Consider the following 26283-nt stretch of genomic DNA (forward strand, 5'->3'; position numbering starts at 1 on the left):
GCGCGTTACCTGCGTTGCTCCTCGGTCGACGTGCCTGAGCACGCCTTCCCTCGGTGCGCCTTGGTACCGCGCGCGTCGCGTACCGTTCAGCCACACGGCCTGACGGCGCGTTACCTGCGTTGCTCCTCGGTCGACGTGCCTGAGCACGCCTTCCCTCAGCTGAGCCGGTAAGCCCGTAGCCCGGTGGGCTGCGGGTAGGCGAAGTGAGCGGCTGTGCCGCGAAGGCCGCGTGAAACGCGGCGCTTGGTACCGCGCGCGTCGCGCACCGTTCAGTTTTCCTGTTGTGCCCCTGCTGGCGGGGGCTGTCGGCGAAGCCGACTGGGGGTGGTGCGCTTCGCGCGAGAACCTTGGCTGCTGATCACGGCGGCCTTTTCACCGAAAGGCCAGTTCGGGCGTCAATCGTCCAGTGCGGGTGACCACCCTCAGTCTCGCTGCGCTCGACAGCTCCCGCCGGCGGGAGCGGGATTCTCGTTTCGTTCGTTCCCGCCGGCGGGAGCGGAGGCGCAGTGGCTCTCCCACGCATCCCCGCCCGCATACGCAAAAGCCCCGCGTTGTGCGGGGCTTTCTCGCTATCGACCGGGATTCCGGCCGTCTGTCAGTAGGCGGCGAGGATGTCGACCACGAAGACGAGCGTCGAGTTCGCCGGGATCGAGCCGGCGGCCTTGTTGCCGTAGCCGAGGTCCGGCGGAATCACGAGCAGCACCTGCGAGCCGACCGTCTGGCCGACCATGCCCTGCTGCCAGCCTTCGATCACCGTGTTCGAGCCGCCGCTGTACGTGTCGGCGTCGAGCGTCGTGTTCTTGTCCCACGAGGAGTCGAACTGCTTGCCGTCAAGCAGCCAGCCGGTGTACTTCACCTTCACGGTGTTCTTGTTCGTGACCGTCTTGCCCTTGCCCTTGATGAGCGTCTGCGCGACCAGCTTGTCGCTGCCCTTGTAGCCGTTCATCGTGATCGACGGCTTGCCGTCCTTCGCGCGCGTCACCTTCGGCAGATTGGCGGGCACGTCCTTGACCTCCTCGCCGGTGGCCTTCGTGTAGTCCTTCGACTTGGAGACGAACGTGAGCACCATGATGTACGAGGTGCCCGAGGAGTTCGAGTCGTTCACGCCGAACGCGATCGTCGTGTTGAGCTTGCGGCCCACGAGCAGTTCTCGGTAGGCGGCGGTGACGTTCTGGTTGGACAGGTCGAGGGAGCAGTCCGGGGTGTTCTTCTCCCACGTGCTGTCCAGTTCGGAGCCGTCCTTCACGCTGATGGCGATGCCCTGCGAGCAGACGCGGTCGTCGTTGCCGATGACGGCTCCGTTGCCGTTCTGCAGTACCGCGTAGCTGTTGTTGTCGACCGACTTGGGGGTCTTGAACGCGATGGTCGGCTTCTTGCCGAGCTCGCCGGTCGCGGTGATGCCCGGAATCTGCTTCATGTCCTTCAGGGCGCTGGTGTCGGACGACTGGGACGAGGTGGAGTCCGACTTCTTCGACGAGGAGTCCGAGTCGTTCGACCCGCCGCACGCGGCCAGGGTGATGCACATGCCCGCCGCGCAGACGGCTGCGAGTGCGCGCGGGACGATGGATGTGAGTGTGAACTTACGCATGACCTCAACACTAGCGGCAAACCATGATTTTCCGGTGGCGATTTTCCGCTCTCAGCCGCCGCTTAGACACCGCATAGTAGAATGGACAAGCTATGAAAGATAAGAAACAGACGTCAACAGAGCATGAGCTTGACGAGCCGAAGCGCAAGAGCGCTGCTCGCCCGACCCGTCATGCCCGTTTCATGCGCGGCGTGGTGACGCCGATTTTCGGTCTTCTTGCCGTAGCCGCCATCGGTTTGGGCATCATGAACGCAACCTACTGGAAGCCCAGTTCCCAGATCACCGCGACGACCAGCGTCAAGGGGGCGCAGTACGTCGTCACCGATCCCGGCGTGCTGCCGCTGATCGACGACGCGGTGCGGATCACCGTGACCGCATCGGGCGGCACGTCAGGCACGACGTCATCTGGAAACACGTCGTCCGAGAACACGTCGTCCGACAGCACGTCGTCCGACACCGCCGATGCCGCGTCCGACGGCGTGTGCTTGGCCTTGGGCACGAACAAGGACGTGACCGGCTGGCTTGCCGGCAGCTCGTACATCCGCGTGACCGGCATGAGCGACTGGTCGACGCTGAGCTGGGAGAAAAGCGCGGCGCAGGGCTCGTCCGCAGCGGGCGACGGCGACGTGTCGTTCAAGGATTCCGACATGTGGTCGAAGACCGTCTGCGATCCGAGCAAGGTGACGCTCGACGCGAAGACCTCCGCCGACTCCGGCACCGTCGCGGTCATCGACCTCGGCAAGGCGACCAGCGCCAAGGTGAGCCTGCACTGGACGCGGCATCAGCTGCCCGACTTCGCCATGCCGTTCTACTTCGCCGGTGGCCTGTTGGCCATCCTCGCGGTGCTGTCCGCCACGTTGTTCGCGGTGCCGCCGCATAAGCGCCGCAAGCGTGAGGTGGTCGGCAGCGCCGAGACCGCGGCCCAGGGCGAGGAGGTCGCCATCAGCGAGGCGCTCGCCGGCAGTCTGGCCGGGCTCAAGTCGGCGGTCAGTTTCAAGCCGAAATCGAAACGCCGCCGCCACGCCGCTCATCGTGCGGGCGCGCCGGCCGCAGCCGAGCCGGGCGGCGAAACGACGGACGGCTCCGATTCCGGCCAGCCGGTCGTCATCGATCCATCCAACCGCAACCTGGTCGCCGACCAGCAGGCGCAGAACGCCCAGCCGGACGATTCCGAGACGTCCGTGATCACGGCGAGCGAGCTGCAGGCGTATTTCGCGCGCCTGTCGGCCGAGAATTCCGAATACGAGTCCGACAGCGAGACAGCAGATGTCGAGTCGGCGGATGCCGAGACAGCAGACGACGAAACCGTGGACGGCGTCACGCTCGACGCTGCCGTAACGGATACCGCAAGCCGCCTGTCCGGTCTGCAGGGCGTCGCGACCGACAGCGACGTCAATCAGAACAACGACCAACACGATGATGTCGCTCACGACGATACGGACGGAAAGGAGACCGGACATGACGGCGAATGAGACGACCATGAACAGGCCGACGGCCGGCAGGCGCACCATGCGCAGGCGGCTCACCTGCGCCACGGCGGCCGCGCTCGCGCTGATGACGATGCTCAGCGGCTGCGAGGGCAAGGTGCCGAAGACCGCCGCGCCGACCGTGAAGGACAGCGAGATCATCGACGTGACCGTCAGCAGGGAGCGGCAGATTCGTAAGAACATCCTCGACGTGCTCAAGCAGGCCGACGAGACCAAGGACGCCACCGGGCTCGCGGCGCGCGTCTCCGGGCCGCAGCTGCAGATCCGCACCAGCCAGCTGAACATCGCGAAGGCGACGAACAGCGACATCAGCGCCCGCGCCACCATCCCCGACAAGGCCGAGCAGGTCATCATCCCCACCAACAACGAGTGGCCGCGCGTGATCTACACGATCACCACCACCACCGAGGACCAGCAGGCCAAGCGGTTGCTGGTCCTGCGTCAGGAGTCCGCGCGGCAGAACTACAAGCTGTGGGCGATGACAAGGCTGCTCGAGGACGTGTCGCTGCCGAAGTTCGCAGTCGCCGACCAGGGCAACACCATGGGCGACGCCGACGACGACAATCTGGTGATGACGCCCAGGCAGGCGGTCGAGCGGTATGCCGACGTGTTGCAGAACGGCGACAAGAGCGAGTATGCGTCCAGCTTCTCCAACGACCAGTTCCGCCAGTCGCTGGCCAAGCAGTACAGCGACGTGCAGGTGGGCGTGGCGCGCAACAACGGCACGCAGCAGCAGGCGTTCACGCCGGTCACCGACCAGATCGCCGTGATGCGGTCCACCGCGGACGGAGGCGACCTGGTGGTGGCGCAGATCAACTGCGACTGGACGCGCACGATGGGCGAGGGGCGCGAGTCGCGGCCCGCGTCCGACGACGAGAAGGTGCTGTTCGGCAGCACGAAGGCGACGAGTTCGCTGGTCGCCACGTACGTGAACGTCGTGGCGATCTACGTGCCGCTGGCCAACTCCAAGGAGAAGGCCACGGTCGTCGCCGCCGACCAGCAGGTCGTGAGCGTGAAGGCGAAGTGACGCGGCCCGCGGCTACGGCTGTGCGGCTGACGGTTTGATGATTGAGATGACGATGTGGCGGTCGGCGAACGAGCCGGCCGCCACATCGCGTTTACGGCTATAGTGGAACGCGGTATCGCACGTGTGGCGGCGTGCATGAGACGTGATATGGAGGCACAGGCATATGGCACAGCAGCAGGAGTTCCATCCCGGACTGTCGCTCGCGGGCGCGGTCGATCTTGAATCGTTGAAGCATCAGGTCAAGGCCGAACCCGGTCAGGCCGGCGGCGCGCCGGCGGCGGGCGGCTACGTCATCGACACCACGGAGAACACGTTCCAGTCGATGGTGCAGACCTCGGCCACGTTCCCGATCCTGCTGCTCCTGTGGATCCCCACCGACGACCGGCTGTTCCCCATGGCCCGCGCGCTCGGCGACGCGGTGAACGGCCTCAAGGGCCAGATTCAGCTCTCCCGCATCGACATCTCCAAGTATCCGTCGATCGCGCAGGCGTTCCAGGTACAGGGCGCGCCGGCCCTGTTCGCGCTGATCGGCGGCCGTCCGATGCCGATCCTGCAGGGTCTGCCGGGTGACGACGAGCTCAAGCAGATCACCGATCAGGTGATTCCGAAGCTCATTTCGGTCGCGCAGCAGTCCGGCGTGACCGGCACCGCGCCCTATTCCGGCGATCCGAACGACGCCGGCGACGGCGGTGACGGCACGGGTGCCGCCGGTGCGGCCGCCCAGGCGGTGCCGCCGGAACATCAGCAGGCGCATCAGCTCGCGCAGCAGGGCGACTACGCCGGCGCGGCGGCGGCCTACGCGCAGGTGCTCGAGGCCGATCCGAACGACAAGCTGGCCGCGCGCGAACGCGCCAAGGCGCTGCTGCTGGCCCGCTCTGCCGATGCGGACGTGCGCGAGGTGCGCAAGGCGGCCGCCGACCGTCCGGATGACGTGGACGCGCAGCTCGCCGTCGCCGACGTGGACATGATCGGCGGCCAGATCGAGGACGCGTTCTCGCGGCTGCTGGATTATCTTGCCGCCGGCCACAGCGATCAGGTGGAGCCGGTGCGCAAGCGGCTGCTCGAATACTTCCAGATCCCCGAGGCGAACGACGAGCGCGTCAAGCGTGCGCGCCGCCGTCTCGCCACGCTCATGTACTGAGCGTGGCGAGACGTCACGCTGCTCGCCCGGCCCGCCCATGGCCCCCTCGGTGGAGGGGGCTGTCAGCGAAGCTGACTGGGGGAGCGCCAGCGGCCGAAGGTCGCCCGGAACATAGCCTCCCGATGGCCTATCCCCGGCGGATGCCGGTCAGCGCGAGATGCGGTTCTTGCCGAACAGCGTCTGGAACCGCGGGCCCTCCTGCGCGAGCTCGCGGCGGAAATCGTTGGCCCATTGCGAGAACGGATGCCCGGCGAGCCCGTCGTTGCTGAAGCGCGGCTGGTCGGTCACCTCGGTCACGCAGAACGACGGGATCTGCAGGTTCGTCACCGGGCCGCTACGCTCCGCCTCCGCGATGACGAGCGGCGCGTTCGCCCCGCCGAACACGTCGATGCTCCAGCCGTCCTCGCCGATCCATGCGGAGAACCGGTTCTTGATGATGGGCGCCCCGCCACGCATCATGAGTTCGGCGGCGATGCGCGCGTCGATCTCGCGTTCCGCCTCATACCGGGTGCCGCCCACGGACGGGCCTTTGACGGTGACGAACGCCTCGTTGAACTTGTCGCGATACCGTTGCAGCACGGTCAGCGGATCGGTCTGCGCGGTCATGTCGATGCGCAGCGACCGTGTTTGCAGCCGCACGCGCAACGCATAGTTGCCGTCATGCACGTAGTAGCTCTGCACGATGAGATGCGGTGCGTCGCCGTCGTCCAGTTCGCGCGGCAGCGCGCGGCAGTAGAACCGCCGCTCGTACTCGAAGTCGTTCATAGCGATGTCCATACCACCACAGTGTAGCCGGTGGGCGGCTGATTCGGGGGATGCGTGGCTTGCATTGGCCGCGCGATGGTGTATAGTAATCAAGTTGCTTGCCATATGGCCGGCAATGGCTCGGGTTCGTAGCTCAGTGGATAGAGCGTCTGTCTCCGGAACAGAAGGTCGTGGGTTCGAATCCCATCGAGCCCACGGAATGCCCGCTCACTCGCGCGATTGCGCCGGGGGAGCGGGCTTTTGCGTATGCGGCGGTCCTGACCGCATCATGTCACGATCTCATCGACAAACCGTACTCGTAGGACGTGCTACGAGTACGGTCCGTCGAGAATGATGCGACGTAACGTATCCGGACGGGGCGGTACGAGTACGTTCGGTCAAGAAAACCTGACGAACCGTACTCGGACGGGTGCTGCGAGTACGGTCCGTCGAGAATGATGCGACGGAACGTATCCGGACGGGGCGGTACGAGTACGTTCGGTCAAGAAAACCTGACGAACCGTACTCGTGGGCGTGTTACGGGTACGTTCCGTCGAAGGGGAGGACCACCGTTTGGCGGCTGAAACGCGAAGTGCGGCATGGAGCCGATCAGCTTCATGCCGCACTTCGCGAAATCATGGTGTCCGAGATGGGACTTGAACCCACACGCCTGTATAAAATAGGCACAAGCACCTCAAGCTTGCGCGTCTACCATTCCGCCACTCGGACAAGTGTCGTTGAGACAACGAGTGAATACTTTACCCACTTCATTGTCATATGTCAACATCGTGGCGTCGTCGGCAAGTCGCGGCGTGACGTTCTGCTGTCTGTCACAGCGTGTACCTACCCGCTGTGACAGCAGGCGGCCGGCATGGCAAAGCCGCGCCGTCCGCCCCGTCACGCGGCTTTCGCCCGCCCCGTCACGCGGCTTTCGCCCGCCCCGTCACGCGGCTTTCGTCACGCGAGTTGCCGTCACGCGGCCTTCGGCACGGCGGTGCTTTCGCGCACCACGAGCCGGGTGGGCAGGATCAGGTAGTGGTCGTCCACGCTGTCAGCGCGTGCGTCGAGGATCATGTCGACGGCCTTGCGCGCGATCAGGTCGAACGGCTGGTTGACGGTGGTGAGTGCCGGGTACAGGTATTCGCCGGGGTAGACGTTGTCGAAGCCGACGATGGAGAGGTCTTCGGGCAGCTGCATGCCGCGCTGCCGGGCGGCGCGGTACACGTTGAGCGCGGTGGCGTCGTTGCAGGCGAAGATCGCCGTCGGCCGCTTGCCGGAGGGCAGGTCGAGCAGCGTGCAGGCGGCCTGGTAGCCGCGTTCCGGCGTGTAGTCGCCGTACGCGGTCAGCTCCGGGTCGGGTACGATGCCGGCGCGTCGCAGCGCGGTGGTGTAGCCGCCGTAGCGCGCCTGCGCGGACTCGGCGTTCTGCGGCCCGGTGATGATGCCGATGCGCTTGTGGCCGAGTTTGATGAGGTGCTCGGTGGCGATCAGGCCGCCGGTCCAGTTGTCGATGCCGACGCCGAGCGTGTCGGACGGCACCTCGCCCACCGGATCGATGATGACGAATGGAATGTTACGCGACCTGAGCAGTGATTTTTCCTCTTCCGTCACGGTGGAGAGGACGAGAATCACGCCCAGAGGGTTGCGGTTGAGGATTTCACGAAACGTTTCCTCGCTGCGCTTGCCGCGGCCGGTCTGGGTGATGGTGATGCCGATCGGCAGGGATTTCGCATATTTCGTGGTTTCCGCGATGATGGCGTTCGTGCCGTTCGCCATGACCTCGGTCAGCACGAGCTCGATGGTCTGCGACGTCTTCGTGGTGACCAGCGACTTGGTGTACCCGACGGACGCCATGATCGCCTCGATGCGTTCGCGTGTCTCGCGTGACACGCCTTCGCGCCCGTTGATGACCTTGGATACGGTGGCATTGGATACGCCGGCGAGTCGTGCGATTTCGCTGACTTTCGGCTTCTTGGCGTCGTTCATCGGAGAACCTCTTTTCGCGTGAGCGATGGTGTCGTGGCGGAAAGGACGGACCGCTCTGTTCCGTCACTACATTTCCATTGTAAACCTATTCGGAGAAAAACAAAGAAAATTTCTGAAATAATTTGGTACTTTTCACGAAAGGCGATACACTGATAACCAACAGACAACCAAGAACGCAACGGCACCGCACATGACGCAGTCCATGGGCGCAGCGGCCGTAACCGCCCGGCGAAGGAGCCACCATGAGCACCATCACCAACGTACAGACCTACGATCTGCGCTTCCCCACCTCCAGCACACTGTCCGGATCGGACGCGATGAACAAGGACCCCGACTACTCGTCGGCGTACGTCGTCGTCTCCACCGACGCCGACGACGGCCTGAGCGGCACCGGCTTCGTCTTCACGATCGGCCGCGGCAACGACGTCGTGGTCGCCGCCATCGATTCGCTCGCCCACACGCTCGTCGGCCGCAACGTCGAGAACCTGCTCGACGACATGCGCGCCGCGTGGGACATGTTCGTCCACGACTCGCAGCTGCGCTGGCTCGGCCCCGAAAAGGGCGTCGAGCACATGGCCATCGGCGCGGTCCTCTCCGCGCTGTGGGACCTCAAGGCCAAGCGCGCCGGCATGCCGCTGTGGCGGCTGCTCGCTCACATGGACCCCGAGGAGCTCGTCGCCACGCTCGACTTCCGCTACCTGACCGACGTGCTCACCCCCGACGAGGCCGTCGACATGCTGCGTCGCGGCAAGGACGGACTCGAGGAGCGCGAGGCCCAGCTGCTCAAGCTCGGCTACCCCGGCTACTCCACCGCCGCCGGCTGGCTCGGCTACTCCGACGAGAAGATGATGGCCATCGCCCGCGAGGAGACCGAAGTCAAGGGCTTCAAGCAGATCAAACTCAAGGTCGGCCAGAACCTCGACGACGACCTGCGCCGCCTCGGCCTCGCCCGCGAGACCATCGGCCCCGACGTCAAGCTCGCCGTCGACGCCAACCAGGTGTGGGACGTGCCGCAGGCCATCGACTGGATCAACCACTTCCACGACTTCGACCTCGAATGGGTGGAGGAGCCCACCTGCCCCGACGACGTGCTCGGCCACGCCGCCATCCAGAAGGCCATCGACCCGATCGCCGTCGCCACCGGCGAGCAGATGCAGAACCGCATCATGTACAAGCAGTACCTGCAGGCCGGCAGCTTCAAGGTCATGCAGATCGACGCGACGCGCGTCGCCGGTCCGCAGGAGATCGTCATGGAATACCTGCTCGCCAACAAGTTCGGCGTGCGCGTGTGCCCCCACGCGGGCGGCGTCGGCCTGTGCGAGGCCGTGTGCCACTTCGCGATGTTCGACTACCTCGCCGTGTCCGGCAAGTGGGACGACCGCGTGATCGAATACGTCGACAACCAGCACGAGTACTTCGTGCACCCCACCGAGATCCGCAACGGCCGCTACGTGGCCCCGACCGCGCCCGGCTCCGGCGTCGACATGAAGCTCGAGGCCGCGCAGCGCTACCTGTACCAGGGCTGAGCGGGCGCGAACGCACGACAGAACGGCATAGAAGGGACGGACAACCATCATGGATCTGCATCTGAAAGGCAAGGTCATCATCCTCACCGGCGGTTTCAAGGGCATCGGCAAGGGCATTGCGCTGCGGCTCGCCCGCGAAGGCGCGATCCCGGTCGTCATCAACCGCGCGGACGGGGCCCAGGAGGAGTTCGACAGGGAGATGTCGGCCATCACCGGCGACTACCGCACGTACCTGATGGACCTCAACGACACCGACGACATCGCGCCGATCGTCGAGGAGGTCGCCAAGGACTACGGGCACATCGACGGCCTGGTCAACAACGCCGGACGCAACGACAACCTCGACCTCGACACCACGTCGTGGCGCGAGTTCGAGCAGTCGCTGCACGGCAACCTCACCCACTACTTCGAGCTCGCCCACCGTTGCGCGCCCTGGCTGCGCAAGTCCAAGGGCTCGATCGTCAACATCTCCTCGAAGACCGCGCTCACCGGTCAGGGCAAGACCAGCGCCTACGCCGCCGCGAAGGGCGCGATCCTCGGCCTCACGCGCGAATGGGCCGCCGCCCTCGCCAAGGACGACGTGCGCGTCAACGCCATCGTCGTCTCCGAGGCGTGGACCCCGCTCTACGCGAAATGGATCACCACGTTCGGCGACGAGGCCGCCCAGAAGGCTCAGCTCGAGAAGATCACCTCGCGTATTCCGCTCGGCCACCGCATGACCAACGTCGACGAGATCGCCAACACGGTCGCGTTCCTGCTGTCCGACTGCGCCTCGCACACGACCGGCCAGTGGGAGGTCGTGGACGGCGGCTACGTGCACCTCGACAGGGCGCTCGCGTAGGCGTCGGATCACGCCGATGCCCGGCTCCGCCCTCCGCTCCCGGCCGTTTCCGTCACAGCGGATGTTCGCCCGTTGTGACGGAAACGGGCGCAGGGCAGGCACGGGCGAGGCCGAGACGAAGCAGGGAAGAGACGATTGGCAACGGAAGGCGCAACAGTGGACGAATGGGACGACGACGCCATGCACACGCTGAAAACCGGCATATACGATGACGGCGGCGGACTGTCGGTCATCGACGCTCACTTTCACATCTGGGACCCGGCCGAGCAGCGGCTGGACTGGCTGGGCGGTGACGCGTCCGGTGACGCGGCCGGCGGTCTCGCCGCGCTCAACCGGCGCTGGACCATGCGCGACCTCGAGACGTGCTACCGGCCGTTCGCCGCGCAGGGCGTGCACTGGCTCGGCGGCGTGTACGTGGAGGTCGACTGCGACGACCCGATCGCCGAGGACCGGCTGGTCTACGGCAACCGCGACCCGCACATCCTCGCCGACGTGATGCGATCCGCCGTCTCGCCGTGGATGCGCGTGCCGCTGTTCGCCGCCGGCGTGCGCGATCCGCTGCACGTGCCGTCCAGCCCGCGCGGCCGCTGCCTCGAGCCGACGTTCGTCGCCGGACTGCGTGCGCTGGGCGCGGCCGGGCTGCCGTTCGACGCCTGCGTGCGCGTGGACGAGCTGGACGACCTCGCCGCCGCGCACGAGCAGACGCCGGGGCTCACGCTGGTCATCGACCACATGGGCAACGTCACGCCCGACACGTTCGACGAACGATACATGGCGGCGATGCGGCGGCTGGCGGCGTCGCCGAACACGGTCGTGAAGGTCTCGGGATACCCGACCGCCGACCGTGCGTTCGTACGCGACCTGCTCGCGTTCTCGCGCGAGACGTTCGCCGGGCGGCGCATGTACGCGTCGAACTGGCCGGTGGTCTCCATGTACTCCACGTTCGACGAGCATCTGCAGCTGCTGCTGGACGAGGACGGCGGCGACGAATCGCTGTTCCGAGACGTGGCAGCCCGCGTGTACGGCATCGACGTACGCGGGGCGCGCGGGAGCGGCCGGCGGAACGCGGACGGGGGACGACCGTCACAGGCAGACGAACCGGGGGAGCCGGCAGAGCTGGGTTCGCCTGCCCACTGACGGCGGCCGGCCGCGTGCGCGAAACGTGCGTGTGAAACGTACTGACGAAACGAAACCAACTGGTAAGAAGGAGACATCATGGGAGCACAGTTCGAAGGCGTGTTCTGCCCGTCGATCACCATCACCAAGGCCGACGGCTCGCTGGACGAGGAGCTGTGGGGCCGCCACCTCGACCATCTCATCGAGGCCGGCATCAACGGCGTGCTGCTGTTCGGCAGCATCGGCGAGTTCTACGCGTACCCGCTCGAGTTCAAGGAGCGGGCCGTCGACTTCGCCGTGCGGCACGTGAACGGCCGCATCCCCGTGCTCGTCGGCGTCGGCGGCACCAACTTCGGCGACGTCCTCGCGTTCTCGAAGCACGCCGAGAACGTCGGCGCGAACGGCCTCGTCGTCGTCTCGCCATACTACTTCGGGCCGTCCGAGGCGGCCGCCGAACGGTATTTCGGCACGATCGCGGATTCGGTCGAGCTTCCCGTGCTGCTGTACAACTTCCCGCCGCGCACCGGCGCCGACCTGAGCCCGCAGCTCGTGGCGTCGCTCGCCGCGAAGCACCCCAACATCGTGGGCATCAAGGACACGGTCGACACGATCAGCCACACGCGCATGGTCATCGACGCCGTGCGCAAGGTGAACCCCGACTTCAGCGTGCTGTCCGGCTTCGACGAGTATTACACGCCCAACCGCATCGCCGGCGGCAACGGCGTGCTGTGCGGCCTGACCAACGTGGTGCCGGAGGATTTCGCGGCGATGCACCGCGCCTGGCAGAAGGGCGACTATGCCACTGCGCTCGATCACGCGAAGCGGATCTCCAAGCTCATGGCCGTCTACGGTCAGGCCGACCTGTTCATCGGCGCGATCAAGGAGGCTGTGCGCGTCAAGGGCCTGCCGATCGACACGACGATCCGCGAGCCGCAGGTGCCGCTGACCGACGGGCAGAAGGCCGCCATCGCCGACCTGCTCGCCTGATGTAGGTGCGCGGTCCGGCGCAGTCGCGCCTTGGCCCCCTCGGTGGAGGGGGCTGTCAGCGAAGCTGACTGGGGGAGCGTCCGCGGCCGAAGGCCGCTGATAATACGGCATCGCGCTGTCGCGCGATACTGTGCCTGTCGGCGGCGCCGGCGCGCCGCTGACGCTCCCCCAGTCACGGCCTTCGGCCGCGACAGCCCCCTCCACCGAGGGGGCCAAGGAGGCGGGACGGTCGGTTTTGCTGATAGCGTCCGGCGGTCAAGGGGTGGCTTTCGGCTTTGACGGCCTTCGGCCGCGACAGCCCCCTCCACCGAGGGGGCCAAGACCGGGCCGGGGCCGAGGCGGGTCAAAGGCGGCGTAGGATGGTGGCGATACCGCCGACCGTCGAACGAACATGAAAGGAACATCATGCTGCTGGGCATTCCTCCGATTGTCTCCCCGCTGCTGCTCAAGACGCTGAGCGAGATGGGCCACGGCGACCGTCTGGTCATCGCCGACGGCAACTTCCCAGCCGAATCGGTCGGCCGCGACGCCATCGTCATCCGCTGCGACGGCCACGGCGTGCCCGAGCTGCTGGACGCCATCCTGCGGCTGGTCCCGCTCGACCAGTACGTCGACAAGCCGGTCACGCTCATGGACGTGGTGCCCGGCGATCCGGTCGCCACGCCGATCTGGGACGAGTACCGCGACATCATCGCACGGCGTGACCCGCGGCTGAACGCCGCCGCCGGCGACCGTCGTCCCGGCCCCGCCGGCGAAGGCCCGTCCGGTCCGGACGACCTGATCGGCAAGGTCTCGCGCTTCGACTTCTACGACCTTGCGAAGTCCGCCTACGCGGTCATCGCCACCTCGGAGAGCGCCCAGTACGCGAACGTCATGCTGCAGAAGGGCGTCGTGTTGCAGTAAACGTGCGTTCGCCGGGGTACCACCCTCAGTCTCGCTTTGCGAGCCAGCTCCCGCCGGCGGGAGCGCATTCCTTCTGCTCCCGCTGGCGGGGGCTGTCAGCGAAGCTGACTGGGGGTGGTACCCGTGTTACACGCCGCATCGCGGTCAATATATGCGTAATATGAACATATACGATGTAACAATTGGATAAACGGCATGTGCCGGCAATGTGTGCCGGTGTTACCGGCGTGTTTCTTTGGTCTGGTTTTTTCTGCTGTCGAAAACGTTGGAATTCCAACGAAACCACAATCAAGGCAAGAAATAACAACAAACAAGTTAAAGAAAATTTCAAAAAAACCTCTATCAGATTCCACTTTTCTCGAAACTTGTTGTACACTCTGTAACTGTACAAAGCAGTACGGGTGACGAAAGAAGCCCGGAAGCGCGGATCGCAAACCAGACCCGTGCACCTCCAACCAAGAGACAAGGAGGTCAAAGCAATGAAGAACATCGCTTTGGCAAAGAAGATCATCGCCGTCGTCGGCGCGGGCGCCATGATGGCCTCGATGGCCGCGTGCGGCAGCACCAACTCCAGCAGCGACGGCAAGGTCACGCTCAAGTTCGCGGCCTTCGAAGGCGGCTACGGCGTCCAGATGTACAAGGACGTCGTCAAGGAGTACGAGAAGCTCAACCCGAACGTCACGATCAAGCTGCAGACCTCCAAGAAGATCGCCGACGAGATCACCCCGGGCATGAAGGCCGGCAACTACCCCGACATCATCGAGCTGGGCCAGGGCACCGAGTCCGGCCTGACCGAGACCATGCTGAAGGACAAGGCCGTCGAGAACGTCACCGACGTGCTCGACATGAAGGTCCCCGGCGAGTCCAAGACCGTGCGCGAGAAGCTCGTCGACGGCATCATCGGCCTGTACACCAACCCGTACGGCGACGACAACACCTACCTGATGCCGATGTACTACTCGCCGTCCGGCCTGGTCTACAACCAGAAGCTGCTCAAGGACAACGGCTGGGAGGTCCCGACCACGTGGGACGAGTTCTTCAAGCTCGGCGATGAGGCGAAGGCCAAGGGCATCTCGCTGTTCACCTACCCGACCTCCGGCTACTTCGACGCCTTCTTCAACGCGCTGCTCGCCGACATCGGCGGCACCGACTTCTACAACGACGTCATGACCTACAAGAAGGACGTCTGGAAGTCCAAGGACGCCAAGGAGGCCCTGACCCTCGTCCAGAAGCTCGTCACCAAGTACCTCAACCCGGACACGGTCGGCTACGCCAACGGCCAGGACTTCACCAAGAACCAGCAGTCCGTGCTGGACGGCAAGTCCCTGTTCATGCCCAACGGCACCTGGATCGTCAACGAGATGAAGGACGCGCCGCGCACCGACGGCTTCGAGTGGGGCTTCGCTCCCGTCCCGACCACGAAGGAAGGCGGCACCCGCTACATCAACACGACCATCGAGGCCGTGTGGATCCCGTCCAAGGCCAAGAACAAGGAGGAGGCCAAGAAGTTCATGGCCTTCCTGTACTCCGACAAGGCCGCCGACATCTTCAACAAGACCGGCGCCGTGCAGCCGATCAAGGGCATGACCGATAAGGTCGACTCCTCCATGAAGGTCTTCTACGACGCCTACAACCAGGAGAACGTCAAGGCCGTGGCCGGCTCCTTCTCCACCACCGCGTCCGTCGAGGGCAAGAACATCAAGGACGACCTGTACACCGCGGTCGATTCCGTCGCCTCCGGCAAGAAGAACCTCTCCGATTGGCAGAACGCCCTGAACGAGACCAGCAACGCGCTCAACGCCGCCTCCGGCAACTGATCGCGCGGGCGAACGCCCGAACATCACATAACTGAATACCCATAACTCAATACCGACGAGGCCTGCGGATCGCGCAGTGCAGTTTCCGCCCCATCCGCAGGCCCCGTGTTTTTCCTATCTTCGATGGCCGCCGCGGCCCACTCGCGACACCTCCTACTCCTTTCTTCGTCCCTGCGGCCTGCAGGGCGGCCATCGACTTTGATTTTTCACGCAACCATCAATCGCCCCGCTTGTGCGGGACCCTACTTTCAGCTGGGAGAACATCGATGTCGTCATCGACTACTCGCGCGGAAAAGGGCAAGAAGACCGTGCTTGAACGCAAGCGGGCGCGGTTCGGCCTGCTCTGGGCCCTCCCCACCGCGATCCTGTTCATCATCTTCATGGTCGTGCCGACCATCAACGTGTTCCGCATGTCGCTGTTCAAGTGGAGCGGCTTCTCGGACGACGCGACGTTCGTCGGCCTGTCGAACTTCAAGACCCTGGCCGGCGACATGAACTTCGTGCACGCCTGCCAGAACACGATCCTGCTGCTCGTGGTCGTCACGTCGATCACCATGCCGATCGCCATCATCTTCGCGGCGATCCTCACGCAGGACAGGATCATCGGTTCCGGCTTCCTGCGGTTCGTCATGTACGTGCCGTCCATCCTCTCCGCCGTCGTCATCGCCGCGATCTTCTCCGCCATCTACGACCAGAAGGACGGCCTGCTCAACGGCACGCTCGGCTTCCTCGGCCTCGGCGCCCTGCAGCGCGTGTGGCTCGGCGACCAGAAGATCGTCATCTACTCCGTGGCCTTCGCCATGGTCTGGCAGTCCTTCGGCTACTACATGGTCATGTACATGTCCTCGATGGCCGGCGTGGACCGCAGCCTGTACGAGGCCGCCTCGATCGACGGCGCCGGCAAGGTCCGCCAGCTCTTCTCCATCACGATCCCGATGATCTGGCAGAACATCCGCACCACGCTGACCTTCTTCATCATCAGCTCCGTCAACCTGAGCTTCGTGCTCGTCACCGCCATGACCAACGGCGGCCCGGACGGCGCCTCGCAGACGATCCTCGGCTACATGTACCAGCAGGCGTACACCAACTCCACGTACGGCTACGGCATGGCCATCGGCGTCGTCATCTTCCTGTTCAGCTTCATCCTGTCGCTGCTCGTCAGCCAGGTCACCAAGCGCGAGATCGTCCAGCAGCTGTAAAAGGGGAGCATCGTCATGACTAACGAAACCAAGACAACCAAGGGCGCGGTGTTCAAGCCCGCCAAGGCCCGCGGGTCGGCGACCTCGTGGACCGTCGGCCGCACGGTCGGCCAGATCGTCCTCGTCATCTCCGCACTGACCATCTTCGTGCCGGTCGTGTGGGTGTTCTTCGCGTCCTTCAAGGACAAGTCGGAGTTCTACGGCAGCCCGTGGACCCTGCCGAAGGGCCTCGACTGGCAGAACTACGTGGACGCCTTCCGCGACGCCCACCTCGGCCAGTACTTCGGCACCTCCGTGTTCGTCACCGCGCTTGCCATGGTGCTCGCGCTGATCATCGCACTGCCGTGCTCCTACGTGATGGCCCGCTTCGACTTCCCCGGCAAGAAGATCCTTAAAGTAGCCATCCAGGGCGGCCTGTTCATCAACGTGAACTACATCGTCGTCCCGATCTTCCTCATGCTCGTGGACGCCGACAAGCTGCTCTACGACATCTTCCCGGACGGCTTCTTCGTCAACAACCCGGTCATGCTGGCCGTGGTCTACGCGGCGACCTCGCTGCCGTTCACGGTGTTCCTGCTGCAGGACTTCTTCGCGTCCATCCCGAAGGACTTCGAGGAGGCCGCGCTCATCGACGGCGCCTCCCAGTTCAAGATCATGACCCGCATCTTCTTCCCGATGGCCATGCCCGCCATCTCCATGTCGATGCTGTTCAACTTCCTGAGCTACTGGAACGACTACATCATCTCCATGACCCTCATGACCGGCGACAACCGCACCATCCAGGTCGGCCTGCTCAACCTGATGCAGACCCAGAAGGCCGCCACCAACTACGGCCGTCTGTACGCCGGCATGGTGATCGTCATGGTGCCCGTGCTCATCTTCTACGCGATCGTGCAGAAGAAGCTGCTGCAAACCTCGACCATGGGAGGTCTGAAATGAGTGACAAGACCCGTCGCGGAATCTTCGCCGCGATCAAGATCGTGCTGTACATCGTGTTCGTGATCATCACGATCATCGGCGCCAAGACCACCTCGTGGGCCTCGCTGGGCCTCGAATGCGTCGGCCTGGCCGGCGTGGTGATCATGCTCTGGGTGTACAACCGCTCGCAGAAGTAAAAGCCCGGGACGTGCATGCGGCGGGCGTCTTTCCCTTGGCCTCCCACGCACGTCCCGTCGCCCCGCAAGGGGCGCGGCCGCCCGTCCGGCGTCACACCGCCGGCGGACGGCTTCTTCACACGGCCGCCGGCCGGGCAGACAAGACCCGGCAGCAAGCATCCGCAACAGGCCGCGCGCAGCCACCGAAGGACCGACGCGCGGCCACGCAAGGGAAACAAGGGAAACCGCAACAGGGACATTGGGGGAGGTGCGGCCCGACGAGGCGCCGCACGCTACGAAAGGACATCATGAACGAGGATTATCTCGCCAACATCCGGCCCGCGCACCGGCAGCTCGCCTGGCAGCGCATGGAGATGTACGCGTTCACGCACTTCGGCATGAACACGATGACCGACCGCGAGTGGGGACTCGGCCATGAGGATCCGGCCCTGTTCAACCCGACCGACTTCGACGCCGACCAGTGGATGGAGGCGATCAAGGCCGCCGGCATGACCGGCGTCATCCTCACCTGCAAGCACCACGACGGATTCTGCCTGTGGCCGAGCGCCTACACCAAGCATTCCGTCGCCTCCAGCCCGTGGAAGGACGGCAAGGGCGACGTCGTGCGCGAAGTGAGCGACGCGGCCCGCCGTCACGGCCTCAAGTTCGGCGTCTACCTGTCGCCGTGGGACCGCACCGAAGCCACGTACGGCTCCGGCAAGGCGTACGACGACTACTACGTCAACCAGCTCGTCGAACTGCTCACCCACTACGGCCCGATCTTCTCCGTCTGGCTCGACGGCGCCTGCGGCGAGGGCCCCAACGGCAAACGCCAGCAGTACGACTGGCAGCGCTACTACAACGTGGTGCGCGCCCTGCAGCCCGAAGCCGTGATCTCCGTCTCCGGCCCCGACGTGCGCTGGTGCGGCAACGAGGCCGGCCACACCCGCGAGAACGAGTGGAGCGTCGTGCCCGAGCGCCTGCGCTCCGCCGAACTGACCGCCGCCAAGTCGCAGCAGGCCGACGACGGCGAATTCTCCCGCCTCGTACGCTCCGACGAGGAGGACCTCGGCAGCCGCAAGGCGCTCGCCGGCTACGACGGCCCGCTCGCCTGGTACCCGTCCGAAGTGAACACGTCCACCCGCCCCGGCTGGTTCTACCACGCCAACGAGGACGCGCAGGTGCGCACCCCCGAAGAGCTGTTCGACATCTGGGCGTCCTCGGTCGGCGGCAACGCCACGTTCCTGCTCAACATCCCGCCCGCCCCGGCCGGCCGCATCGCCGAGGCGGACGTCAAGGCGCTCGCCGGGCTCGGCAGGCTGATCGCCGACTTCAAGTCCCGCGAGATCACCGACGGCGTGACCGTCACCGTCTCCAGCACGTGCCGCCGCTGCGCCGCCGCCGGATTCGAGCCGTCCGCGCTGCTCAGCACCGCCGCCGACTCCGCCTCGTGGCGTCCGACCTGCCACGACATGACCCCGCGCGTGACGCTCGACTTCGGCCGTCCGCGCCGCATCGGCGCGCTCATCCTGCGTGAGGACATCGCCGTCGGCCAGCGCATCGACATGGTCGACGTGTACGCCGACGAGCAGCAGATCGCCCACAAGGAGTCGGTCGGCTACCAGCGCATCATCCGCTTCGACACCCCCGTGCGCACCAGCCAGATCACCGTGCGCATCCCCGAATACCGTCTGCGCCCGCAGCTCGCCTCGGTCATCGCCGTGGAAGCCTGAGCGCGGCAGAGAAAGGACCGCCAGTCATGACCGCATCCCGCACCGCAAGCCGCCGCGCCGGCCGCGTCGCCGCCATCGTCGCGGCGCTCGCCGTCGTGTGCCTGGCGGCGGCCGGGATGCTCGTCTGGCATCCGTGGCAGGCGGCCGCACAGTCAAGTGCACGGTCCGATGACGTCACGTTCGCGATCGGCGACGACGAGATGCGGCTGTACGCCGACATCTGCGCGGCGCAGACGTGCGCCGGCGCCAGCGCCGGCAAGGCCGCGGCCGACGACGTCACCGAGCAGATCCGCGACGACAAGGCGCTCCTGCTGCTCGCGAAACAGTACGGGTATGGCGACGCGACCACCTACGAGTCGTTCGTCGTCGCGATGCGGTCCACCAACACCGCAAAAAGCGCGCAGGCGAAGTCCGGCGAGACCGTCTACGGCGTCACCTCGTACACGCCGGTCGACTTCCACTCGCGGCTGATCACGCAGGCGGGCGAATACCTCGAAAGCAAGCTGTCCGCCAAGGCCGGCGATCCGCTGTACGTCTCGACCACGCAGGCGAAGGCCTATTTCACCGCGCACCGCGGCGAGTGGACCTCGCAGCCCACGCGTACGGTCCTGCAGGTCAGCCTGCCGGTCGCCGCCGGGCACAGCGCCGCCGACGCCACGCAACAGCTCGACCAGGCGCTCGCGCAGGTGACCGCAGCCGACGCCGCGAACGCGAAGCAGACCATCGCCGCGGCCCTGCCGCAGGCGAACGTCTCGAGCATGACCCTCGACTCGTCCGCGGCCGCCTCGCCGCAGATGCAGGACCTCATCAGCTGGCTCGGCGCGCTGTCGGCCGGCCAGCACACCGACGTCACGGCTGCCGCAGACAACACGACGGTCAGCGCGTACCTCGTCACCGCGGTCACGCAAGCCAGCGACGAGACCGATTGGCAGACCTACCAGAGCCGCATCATGGCGAAACTCACGCAGGCGAAACTCGACAGGCTCGTCGCCGCCAAGGCGAAACACGTCACCATCCAGCTTGACCAAGACAAGCTGACCACGATACTTGCCCGCCGATAAACGGGCGACACATAACTGAAGAACAACTGAACAAGAAAGAGAGTCCCGACGCACGGCCACGGCCGCAATCCGCGACCGTGCGGGAGAGACAAGACCAACACATCCACGCGACGCGACGACGCTACCACACGCAACGCATCGCGGGAACGAGAGAAAGGTCCCACATGTCAGCATACTCGCATGGGGGTAAGGTGGCGGCGCTGCTGCTCGCCGTAGCCACCTCGATCGGCTTTGCGGTCCCCGCAGCCACCGCCGCGCCCGCGGCCAAGAGCGCGACCGCCACGACGGCCGCCACCGCCGACTGGGCGGGCAACGAGAAGAACCCGTACGGCGGCACCGATTATTACATCGACGCCGAAAACGGCAAGGACACCAACGCCGGCACCTCCGCCGACGCCGCCTGGCAGAACCTCACCAAGGCCAACGAGACCACGTTCCAGCCCGGCGACCGCATCCTGCTCAAGTCCGGCTCCACCTGGCACAAGCAGCAGCTGTGGCCGAAGGGCTCCGGCTCCGACGGCAAGCCGATCACCATCACCGCGTACGGCGACTCGGACGCCCGCCCGTACATCGCCACCGACGGCAACGTCGTCCAGCCGTTCGACTCCGGCGTCGGCGGCCGCTCGCCGCACAAGAACCCCGACACCGTGGGCCTGACCGGCGCGATCGTGCTGCGCAACCAGCAGTACTGGGAGATCAACAACGTCGAACTGTCCAACGACAACGACTTCGACACCGACATCACCGCGCAGGACGGCAACATCTGGGACGGCATCTCCGTCTCCATCAACGCCGACAAGTTCCCTGAGGGCACCGCGGCGGCCGACACCGTGATGCACCACTTCCGCATCAATGACGTCTACGTGCACAACACGGACGCCGGCGCCCAGTGGCAGTCCATCTACGCGGCCGGCGTCGACTTCCAGGTGTTCGGCTCCAAGACCGTCACCGACTACGCCGAGCACGGCTACTACTTCGACGACGTGCGCATCGAGAACAACACGTTCAAGAACGTCGACCTCAACGCCATCCAGTTCGGCTTCAATTGGATGGGCAAGGACGGCGGCTACACCGACGAGACCGGCAAGTACCACGAAGGCTGGGAGGACTACTGGGTCCGCTCGCGCGACCTGTACAGCCGCAACCTGTACATCGGCCACAACTACATGGAAAGCATCGGCCAGGGAGCCGTGCAGGTGGGCCACACCAAGGACGCCGTCATCGAATACAACGAGATCAACGGCTTCCTCGCGCGCTACACCGAAGTCTCCTGCGCCCTGTACATGTGGGCGTCCGCCGACTCGGTGATGCGCTACAACGAGGTGTACAACGGCCCCGCCGGCCAGTACGACGGCACGCCGTGGGACCTCGAGTACACGAACTTCAACGTGACCTACGAGTACAACTACAGCCACGACAACAAGGCCGGCTGGATGGCGTACATGGGCAACTCCGGCAACTCGATTGCCCGGTACAACCTGTCGATCAACGACAACGGCGTGCTGCTGAAGAACATGCTCTCCACCAACTACTCTCCGACCTACATCGCCAACAACGTGCTCGTGTACGACGCCTCCAAGGGCGGCCACTTCCACGACGAGGTCCTCAAGGACACCGTCTACTTCCTGAACAACGTGTTCTACAACACCGCCACCGACCAGCCGACCCAGTGGTCGCGCAAGGAGGGCGCGCTCGACAAGGCCGTGTTCTCGAACAACGACTTCTACGAGGCCGGCGGCAAGCAGTCCGACACGCAGCCCGCCGACAAGAACGGCCTTGAGGTCGACCCGAAGTTCGCCGGATTCTCCGGCGGCACCGACACCCCGGCCGGCAAGCTCGCCGACGTGACCCCGAAGTTCAAGCTCGCCGACGACTCGCCGCTCATCGACGCCGGCCGCTACAACGCGCACCTCGGCACCGCCGACATGTTCGGCACGCAGCTCTACTACGGCGACGCGCCCGACATCGGCATCGCCGAGACCAAGAAGGGCGAGCAGGTGAAGAACCCGGTCGACAACGACCCGATCGAGCAGGAAGGCAAGGACACCCGCACCAACCTCGCGCTCGGCGCCACTGTGACCGCCAGCTCCACCCACCCGCAGCTGCCCGGCTCCGCCAAGTACCTGGTCGACGGCAACGACGCGACCCGCTGGGCCGCCGCCGACGACGCGACCTACCCGATCACCCTCGACCTCGACTTCGGCAAGGACATCACCTTCGACGAGGTGGACCTCAAGGAGTTCATCGACGGCGAGACCCCGGCCCGCGTGGCGCAGTACTCCTTCTACACGTGGGACGCCTCCGCGAACGACGGCAAGGGCGACTGGACGAAGATCTACACCTCCGCCGCGGACGCCGGCATCGGCACGCTCGCCAAGGTGAACCTCGACAAGGCGGTCACCTCCTCCAAGCTGCGCGTGGCGCTCGATTCCGTCAAGCCCGGCACGGTCTGGACGCCGACCATGACCGAGATCCAGGTGTACAACGGCTCCGGCTCGGCTTCGCACAAGCCTGCCGTGAGCGTGGTCAACGCCGAGTTCAACACGAAGGACACCGCCACGCTGCCCGAATACACGGTCAAGCTCGACGGCGACACCCTCAGCTCGATCCGCTGGATCGGCTCCGAAGGCAACGTGCTCGGCAGCCTCGACGCCAAGGACTACACGGTGGCCGACGGCGCCGACGCGGACACCAAGACCGTGAAGATCGCGGCCGACTTCCTCGCCGACAAGGACCCGGGCTCCTACGGCCTGCAGTTCGAGTTCGCCTCCGGCGCGACCCGCAAGGTGGCGCTCGACGTGGTGAGCAAGGACGTGACCGTGCCCGACACGACCGCTCCGGTGTTCAAGGGCGTGGAGGATGTGACGCTTGACTACGGCGCTGACTTCGATCCGCTGGCCGGCGTGACCGCGACGGATGATGTCGATGGCGATGTGACCGCCGGCATCAAGGTCGAAGGCACGGTCGACACGAAGAAGGCCGGCGACTACACGATCACCTACACGGTGTCCGACAAGGCCGGCAACGAGGCGAAGGCCACCCGCAAGGTGACCGTCAAGCCGGAGGCGAAGCCGGAGCCGCAGCCGGTCGACAAGACCAAGCTGAATCAGGCCATCGCCACAGCCGAAGCGTACAAGGAGGCCGACTACACGGCCGAATCGTGGAGTGCGTTCGCCGAGGCGCTGAAGACCGCGAAGAAGGTCGCCGCCGACGAGAACGCGTCCGCCGAGCAGGTGAAGACCGCGCTCGCCGCGCTGCAGGACGCCGAAGGCAAGCTGGTCAGGAAGTCCGACAACGGCGGCACCGACAACGGCGGCAAACCGACCAAGCCGACGACTCCGACGACCCCGAACAAGCCTGCTGCCAAGCCGGCCGCCAAGCCGACGACCGGCGACAAGACCCAGCAGCAGTCCGGCCTGTCCAAGACCGGCGCCTCGGTCGAGGCCGCCGCGTTCGCGGCCCTTGCGCTGGCCGCCGTGGCCGGCGCCGCGTTCGCGGTCCGCAAGCGCCGCGAGACCCGCTGACGCACGTCCGGCGGCCGGAACGGTCCGGGATGACGTAAGGCGGCAGCCCCCGTCATCCCGGACAGGCCGGCCGCTGACACGCCGACGGTACACACAGCCGGGGCTGGAAACGCAGCCCCGGCTTCGTGCGCGCGGCACCACCGCCGCGTACGATGGAACAGAACCTGCCGCCGCGACCGCGACGGCACCGAAAACAACACAACGGAACGTTCCAGAACACAGAAAGGAACATTGATGTCTACTTCTGGTCGTTTTACGATTCCGAGCGAGTCGAACTTCGCGGAGAAGACCGCGGAGCTCGCTCAGCTGTGGGGCGCCGACGCGATCCGCAACTCGGACGGAACCCAGCTTGACGAGGCGGTGCAGGCTCTGGGCAAGCGCATCTACAGCGCGTACTTCCCGACCCGTGCGCACAACGAGTGGATCACGCTGCACATGGACGAGACCCCGCAGGTCTACCTGCTGACCAACCGCGTGCTGGCCGAGTCCGACTCGGTCGACATTCCGCTCATGGACGGCTTCTTCGACGAGCAGCTCAAGCCGAACCGCGACGCCGACCCGCACAAGTACTGGGAGGTCGTCGACCGCACGACCGGCGCCGTGGTGCCCGCCGAGCAGTGGACGCTGGACCCGGACTCCGACACCGTGCACGTGTCCGGCGTGACGCCGATGCACGAGTACACCGCGTCGTTCCTCGCGTACATCATCTGGGATCCGGTCGAGATGTACAACCACCTCACCAATGACTGGGGTGACAAGGAGCATGAGATCCCGTTCGACATCTACCATCCGGCGACCCGCCAGTTCGTGTTCGACACGTTCGCGAAGTGGCTCAAGGACAACCCGCAGGTGGATGTGGTCCGCTTCACCACGTTCTTCTACCAGTTCACGCTGCTGTTCGATCCGAAGCACCGCGAGAAGATCGTCGACTGGTTCGGCTGCGCGTGCACGGTCTCGCCGGCCGCGCTCGACGACTTCGAGAAGCAGTACGGCTACCGCCTGCGCCCGGAGGACTTCGTGGACGGCGGCTCCTACAACTCGGCGTGGCGTGTGCCGCGCAAGGCGCAGCGCGACTGGATCGACTTCCTGTCGGGCTTCGTGCGGGCGAACGTGAAGAAGCTCGCCGCCATGTCGCACGAGGCCGGCAAGGAGGCGATGATGTTCCTCGGCGACCAGTGGATCGGCACCGAGCCGTACAAGGACGGCTTCGAGGACCTCGGCCTTGACGCGGTCGTCGGCTCCGTCGGCGACGGCACCACGACGCGCATGATCGCGGACATCCCCGGCGTGCGCTACACCGAGGGCCGCTTCCTGCCGTACTTCTTCCCCGACACGTTCTACGAGGGCAACGACCCGAGCATCGAGGGCCTCGACAACTGGCGCAAGGCCCGCCGCGCCATCCTGCGCTCCCCGCTGTCGCGCATGGGCTACGGCGGCTACCTGTCGCTCGCGGCCAAGTTCCCGAAGTTCGTGGACACCGTCACCCACATCGCGAACGAGTTCCGTGACATCCACGACCGCACCGACGGCAAGCCGGCCGAAGGCGAGCTCAACGTGGCGATCCTCAACTCCTGGGGCAAGATGCGCTCCTGGATGGCGTTCACCGTCGCGCATGCGCTGCCGAACAAGCAGACGTACTCGTACTACGGCATCCTCGAGGCGCTGTCGGGCATGCGCGTGAACGTGCGGTTCATCAGCTTCGACGACGTGCTCGAGCACGGCGTGGACGACGACATCGACGTGATCATCAACGGCGGCCCGGTCGACACCGCGTTCTCCGGCGGTTCCGTGTGGACCGACGAGCCGAAGCTGGTCGAGACGCTGCGCGCCTGGGTGCGCGGCGGCGGCGCGTTCGTGGGCGTCGGCGAGCCGAGCTCCCAGTGGGCTCAGGGCCGCTTCTTCCAGCTGGCCGACGTGCTGGGCGTCGACGAGGAGCGTTACCAGACGCTGTCCGTGGACAAGTACTTCCCGACCGTCACGCCGGAGCACTTCATCACCGCCGACGTGCACGTGGACCCCGCGGCCCGCGAGGCGTGGGAGAAGGCCGGCTACCGTGCGCCGCTCTCCGGCTGCGGCGGCGGCCAGGGCATCGAGCCGCTCGGCGGCATCGACTTCGGCGAGCCGATCGCGAACACGTTCCCGATCAATGAGGACGTGACGCTGCTGCGCGCGGACGGCGGTCAGGTGCAGCTGGCGGTCAACGAGTACGGCAAGGGCCGCGGCGTGTACGTGTCCGGCCTGCCCTACTCGGCCGCCAACGCGCGACTGCTCGAGCGCATCCTGTTCTACGCGAGCCACAACGAGGACAAGTACGCGGCCTACAGCTCCACCAACCCGGAGTGCGAGGTCGCCGTCTTCCCCGAGGCGAAGCAGTACTGCGTGATCAACAACACCGCCGAGCCGCAGTCCACCGACGTGGCGCTGCCCGACGGCACGGTCGAGCACTTCGACCTGGAGCAGAGCGGCATCGCCTGGCGCACCATCTGATCGCGCCGGGTCGGTTGATCGC

Annotated in this window: 18 protein-coding genes, 2 tRNA genes and 1 pseudogene; 17 read left to right on the forward strand and 4 right to left on the reverse strand. The window is 65.7% G+C overall.

The features are described 5' to 3' along the window. Window positions 1-595: 595 nt before the first annotated feature. On the reverse strand, window positions 596-1588 hold the full coding sequence (locus F7D09_RS02120; protein ID WP_152233793.1) for an FKBP-type peptidyl-prolyl cis-trans isomerase: 993 nt from the start codon (window positions 1586-1588) through the stop codon (window positions 596-598). Between the two features lie 92 nt (window positions 1589-1680). Here F7D09_RS02120 and F7D09_RS02125 point away from each other — a divergent pair. The 3 genes and pseudogenes from F7D09_RS02125 to F7D09_RS02135 all read left to right on the forward strand — a co-directional run. Then, window positions 1681-2829, forward strand: a pseudogene (locus F7D09_RS02125) (hypothetical protein); the annotation flags it as partial. A 268-nt stretch (window positions 2830-3097) separates the two neighbouring features. Next, the gene (locus F7D09_RS02130; protein ID WP_152233840.1) at window positions 3098-4102 is read left to right on the forward strand and encodes a hypothetical protein; all 1005 of its coding nucleotides are present in this window, start codon (window positions 3098-3100) and stop codon (window positions 4100-4102) included. 163 nt (window positions 4103-4265) lie between these two features. Continuing rightward, window positions 4266-5243 carry a co-chaperone YbbN gene (locus tag F7D09_RS02135; RefSeq protein WP_152233794.1) on the forward strand — a complete coding sequence of 326 codons (978 nt, stop codon included), beginning with the start codon at window positions 4266-4268 and terminating at the stop codon, window positions 5241-5243. A gap of 147 nt (window positions 5244-5390) precedes the next feature. Here F7D09_RS02135 and F7D09_RS02140 read toward each other — a convergent pair whose 3' ends face one another. Next, the gene (locus F7D09_RS02140; RefSeq protein WP_152233795.1) at window positions 5391-6020 is read right to left on the reverse strand and encodes a CYTH domain-containing protein; all 630 of its coding nucleotides are present in this window, start codon (window positions 6018-6020) and stop codon (window positions 5391-5393) included. Window positions 6021-6130: 110 nt separating this feature from the next. Here F7D09_RS02140 and F7D09_RS02145 point away from each other — a divergent pair. Next, window positions 6131-6203 (forward strand) — tRNA-Arg (locus F7D09_RS02145). A 422-nt stretch (window positions 6204-6625) separates the two neighbouring features. Here F7D09_RS02145 and F7D09_RS02150 read toward each other — a convergent pair. Continuing rightward, window positions 6626-6716: transfer RNA gene (locus F7D09_RS02150), tRNA-Leu, on the reverse strand. Window positions 6717-6959: 243 nt separating this feature from the next. Continuing rightward, window positions 6960-7973 carry a LacI family DNA-binding transcriptional regulator gene (locus F7D09_RS02155; protein WP_152233796.1) on the reverse strand — a complete coding sequence of 338 codons (1014 nt, stop codon included), beginning with the start codon at window positions 7971-7973 and terminating at the stop codon, window positions 6960-6962. A 242-nt stretch (window positions 7974-8215) separates the two neighbouring features. On the opposite strand from F7D09_RS02155, the gene F7D09_RS02160 reads away from it, so the two are divergent. The 13 genes from F7D09_RS02160 to gnpA all read left to right on the forward strand — a co-directional run bounded on the left by F7D09_RS02160 (window position 8216) and on the right by gnpA (window position 26261). Then, complete coding sequence (locus F7D09_RS02160) at window positions 8216-9499, forward strand: enolase C-terminal domain-like protein (protein WP_152233797.1); 1284 nt, start codon at window positions 8216-8218, stop codon at window positions 9497-9499. 49 nt (window positions 9500-9548) lie between these two features. Next, on the forward strand, window positions 9549-10340 hold the full coding sequence (locus F7D09_RS02165) for an L-fucose dehydrogenase (protein ID WP_152233798.1): 792 nt from the start codon (window positions 9549-9551) through the stop codon (window positions 10338-10340). Window positions 10341-10475: 135 nt separating this feature from the next. Further along, window positions 10476-11477: an amidohydrolase family protein gene (locus F7D09_RS02170; RefSeq protein WP_226835865.1), complete on the forward strand. Its 1002-nt coding sequence runs from the start codon at window positions 10476-10478 to the stop codon at window positions 11475-11477. A gap of 78 nt (window positions 11478-11555) precedes the next feature. Further along, a complete protein-coding gene (locus tag F7D09_RS02175; protein WP_152233799.1) occupies window positions 11556-12443 on the forward strand; it encodes a dihydrodipicolinate synthase family protein in 888 nt (295 codons plus the stop codon). Between the two features lie 405 nt (window positions 12444-12848). Continuing rightward, complete coding sequence (locus tag F7D09_RS02180; protein WP_152233800.1) at window positions 12849-13346, forward strand: RbsD/FucU family protein; 498 nt, start codon at window positions 12849-12851, stop codon at window positions 13344-13346. 479 nt (window positions 13347-13825) lie between these two features. Next, complete coding sequence (locus F7D09_RS02185) at window positions 13826-15163, forward strand: carbohydrate ABC transporter substrate-binding protein (protein ID WP_152233801.1); 1338 nt, start codon at window positions 13826-13828, stop codon at window positions 15161-15163. A gap of 266 nt (window positions 15164-15429) precedes the next feature. After that, window positions 15430-16362, forward strand: a complete 933-nt coding sequence (locus F7D09_RS02190; RefSeq protein ID WP_226835867.1) for a carbohydrate ABC transporter permease — start codon at window positions 15430-15432, stop codon at window positions 16360-16362. A gap of 15 nt (window positions 16363-16377) precedes the next feature. Beyond that, complete coding sequence (locus tag F7D09_RS02195) at window positions 16378-17301, forward strand: carbohydrate ABC transporter permease (protein ID WP_152233802.1); 924 nt, start codon at window positions 16378-16380, stop codon at window positions 17299-17301. Then, on the forward strand, window positions 17298-17477 hold the full coding sequence (locus tag F7D09_RS02200) for a DUF6903 family protein (protein ID WP_152233803.1): 180 nt from the start codon (window positions 17298-17300) through the stop codon (window positions 17475-17477). The genes F7D09_RS02195 and F7D09_RS02200 overlap by 4 nt, the downstream gene beginning before the upstream one ends. A gap of 287 nt (window positions 17478-17764) precedes the next feature. Continuing rightward, window positions 17765-19189, forward strand: a complete 1425-nt coding sequence (locus tag F7D09_RS02205; protein WP_193312280.1) for an alpha-L-fucosidase — start codon at window positions 17765-17767, stop codon at window positions 19187-19189. A gap of 26 nt (window positions 19190-19215) precedes the next feature. After that, window positions 19216-20250 (forward strand): hypothetical protein, encoded by a 1035-nt coding sequence (locus F7D09_RS02210; protein WP_152233804.1) that lies wholly within the window; start codon window positions 19216-19218, stop codon window positions 20248-20250. Window positions 20251-20414: 164 nt separating this feature from the next. Continuing rightward, the gene (locus tag F7D09_RS11335) at window positions 20415-23774 is read left to right on the forward strand and encodes an immunoglobulin-like domain-containing protein (RefSeq protein WP_226835869.1); all 3360 of its coding nucleotides are present in this window, start codon (window positions 20415-20417) and stop codon (window positions 23772-23774) included. 234 nt (window positions 23775-24008) lie between these two features. Next, on the forward strand, window positions 24009-26261 hold the full coding sequence (gene gnpA, locus F7D09_RS02225) for a 1,3-beta-galactosyl-N-acetylhexosamine phosphorylase (protein ID WP_152233805.1): 2253 nt from the start codon (window positions 24009-24011) through the stop codon (window positions 26259-26261). Window positions 26262-26283 lie beyond the last annotated feature (22 nt).

Source organism: Bifidobacterium leontopitheci (assembly GCF_009193355.1).
Taxonomy (GTDB): Bacteria; Actinomycetota; Actinomycetes; order Actinomycetales; family Bifidobacteriaceae; genus Bifidobacterium; species Bifidobacterium leontopitheci.

Bases quoted from the DNA above. Each gene is read 5' to 3' on its own strand.
- F7D09_RS02195 (WP_152233802.1), top strand. From the start codon at position 16,378: ATGACTAACGAAACCAAGACAACCAAGGGCGCGGTGTTCAAGCCCGCC.
- F7D09_RS02190 (WP_226835867.1), top strand. From the start codon at position 15,430: ATGTCGTCATCGACTACTCGCGCGGAAAAGGGCAAGAAGACCGTGCTT.
- F7D09_RS02135 (WP_152233794.1), top strand. From the start codon at position 4,266: ATGGCACAGCAGCAGGAGTTCCATCCCGGACTGTCGCTCGCGGGCGCG.
- F7D09_RS02160 (WP_152233797.1), top strand. From the start codon at position 8,216: ATGAGCACCATCACCAACGTACAGACCTACGATCTGCGCTTCCCCACC.
- F7D09_RS02180 (WP_152233800.1), top strand. From the start codon at position 12,849: ATGCTGCTGGGCATTCCTCCGATTGTCTCCCCGCTGCTGCTCAAGACG.
- F7D09_RS02200 (WP_152233803.1), top strand. From the start codon at position 17,298: ATGAGTGACAAGACCCGTCGCGGAATCTTCGCCGCGATCAAGATCGTG.
- F7D09_RS02140 (WP_152233795.1), bottom strand. From the start codon at position 6,020: ATGGACATCGCTATGAACGACTTCGAGTACGAGCGGCGGTTCTACTGC.
- F7D09_RS02175 (WP_152233799.1), top strand. From the start codon at position 11,556: ATGGGAGCACAGTTCGAAGGCGTGTTCTGCCCGTCGATCACCATCACC.
- F7D09_RS02165 (WP_152233798.1), top strand. From the start codon at position 9,549: ATGGATCTGCATCTGAAAGGCAAGGTCATCATCCTCACCGGCGGTTTC.
- F7D09_RS02210 (WP_152233804.1), top strand. From the start codon at position 19,216: ATGACCGCATCCCGCACCGCAAGCCGCCGCGCCGGCCGCGTCGCCGCC.
- F7D09_RS02185 (WP_152233801.1), top strand. From the start codon at position 13,826: ATGAAGAACATCGCTTTGGCAAAGAAGATCATCGCCGTCGTCGGCGCG.
- F7D09_RS02130 (WP_152233840.1), top strand. From the start codon at position 3,098: ATGCGCAGGCGGCTCACCTGCGCCACGGCGGCCGCGCTCGCGCTGATG.
- F7D09_RS02120 (WP_152233793.1), bottom strand. From the start codon at position 1,588: ATGCGTAAGTTCACACTCACATCCATCGTCCCGCGCGCACTCGCAGCC.
- F7D09_RS02155 (WP_152233796.1), bottom strand. From the start codon at position 7,973: ATGAACGACGCCAAGAAGCCGAAAGTCAGCGAAATCGCACGACTCGCC.
- F7D09_RS02205 (WP_193312280.1), top strand. From the start codon at position 17,765: ATGAACGAGGATTATCTCGCCAACATCCGGCCCGCGCACCGGCAGCTC.
- F7D09_RS11335 (WP_226835869.1), top strand. From the start codon at position 20,415: ATGTCAGCATACTCGCATGGGGGTAAGGTGGCGGCGCTGCTGCTCGCC.
- gnpA (WP_152233805.1), top strand. From the start codon at position 24,009: ATGTCTACTTCTGGTCGTTTTACGATTCCGAGCGAGTCGAACTTCGCG.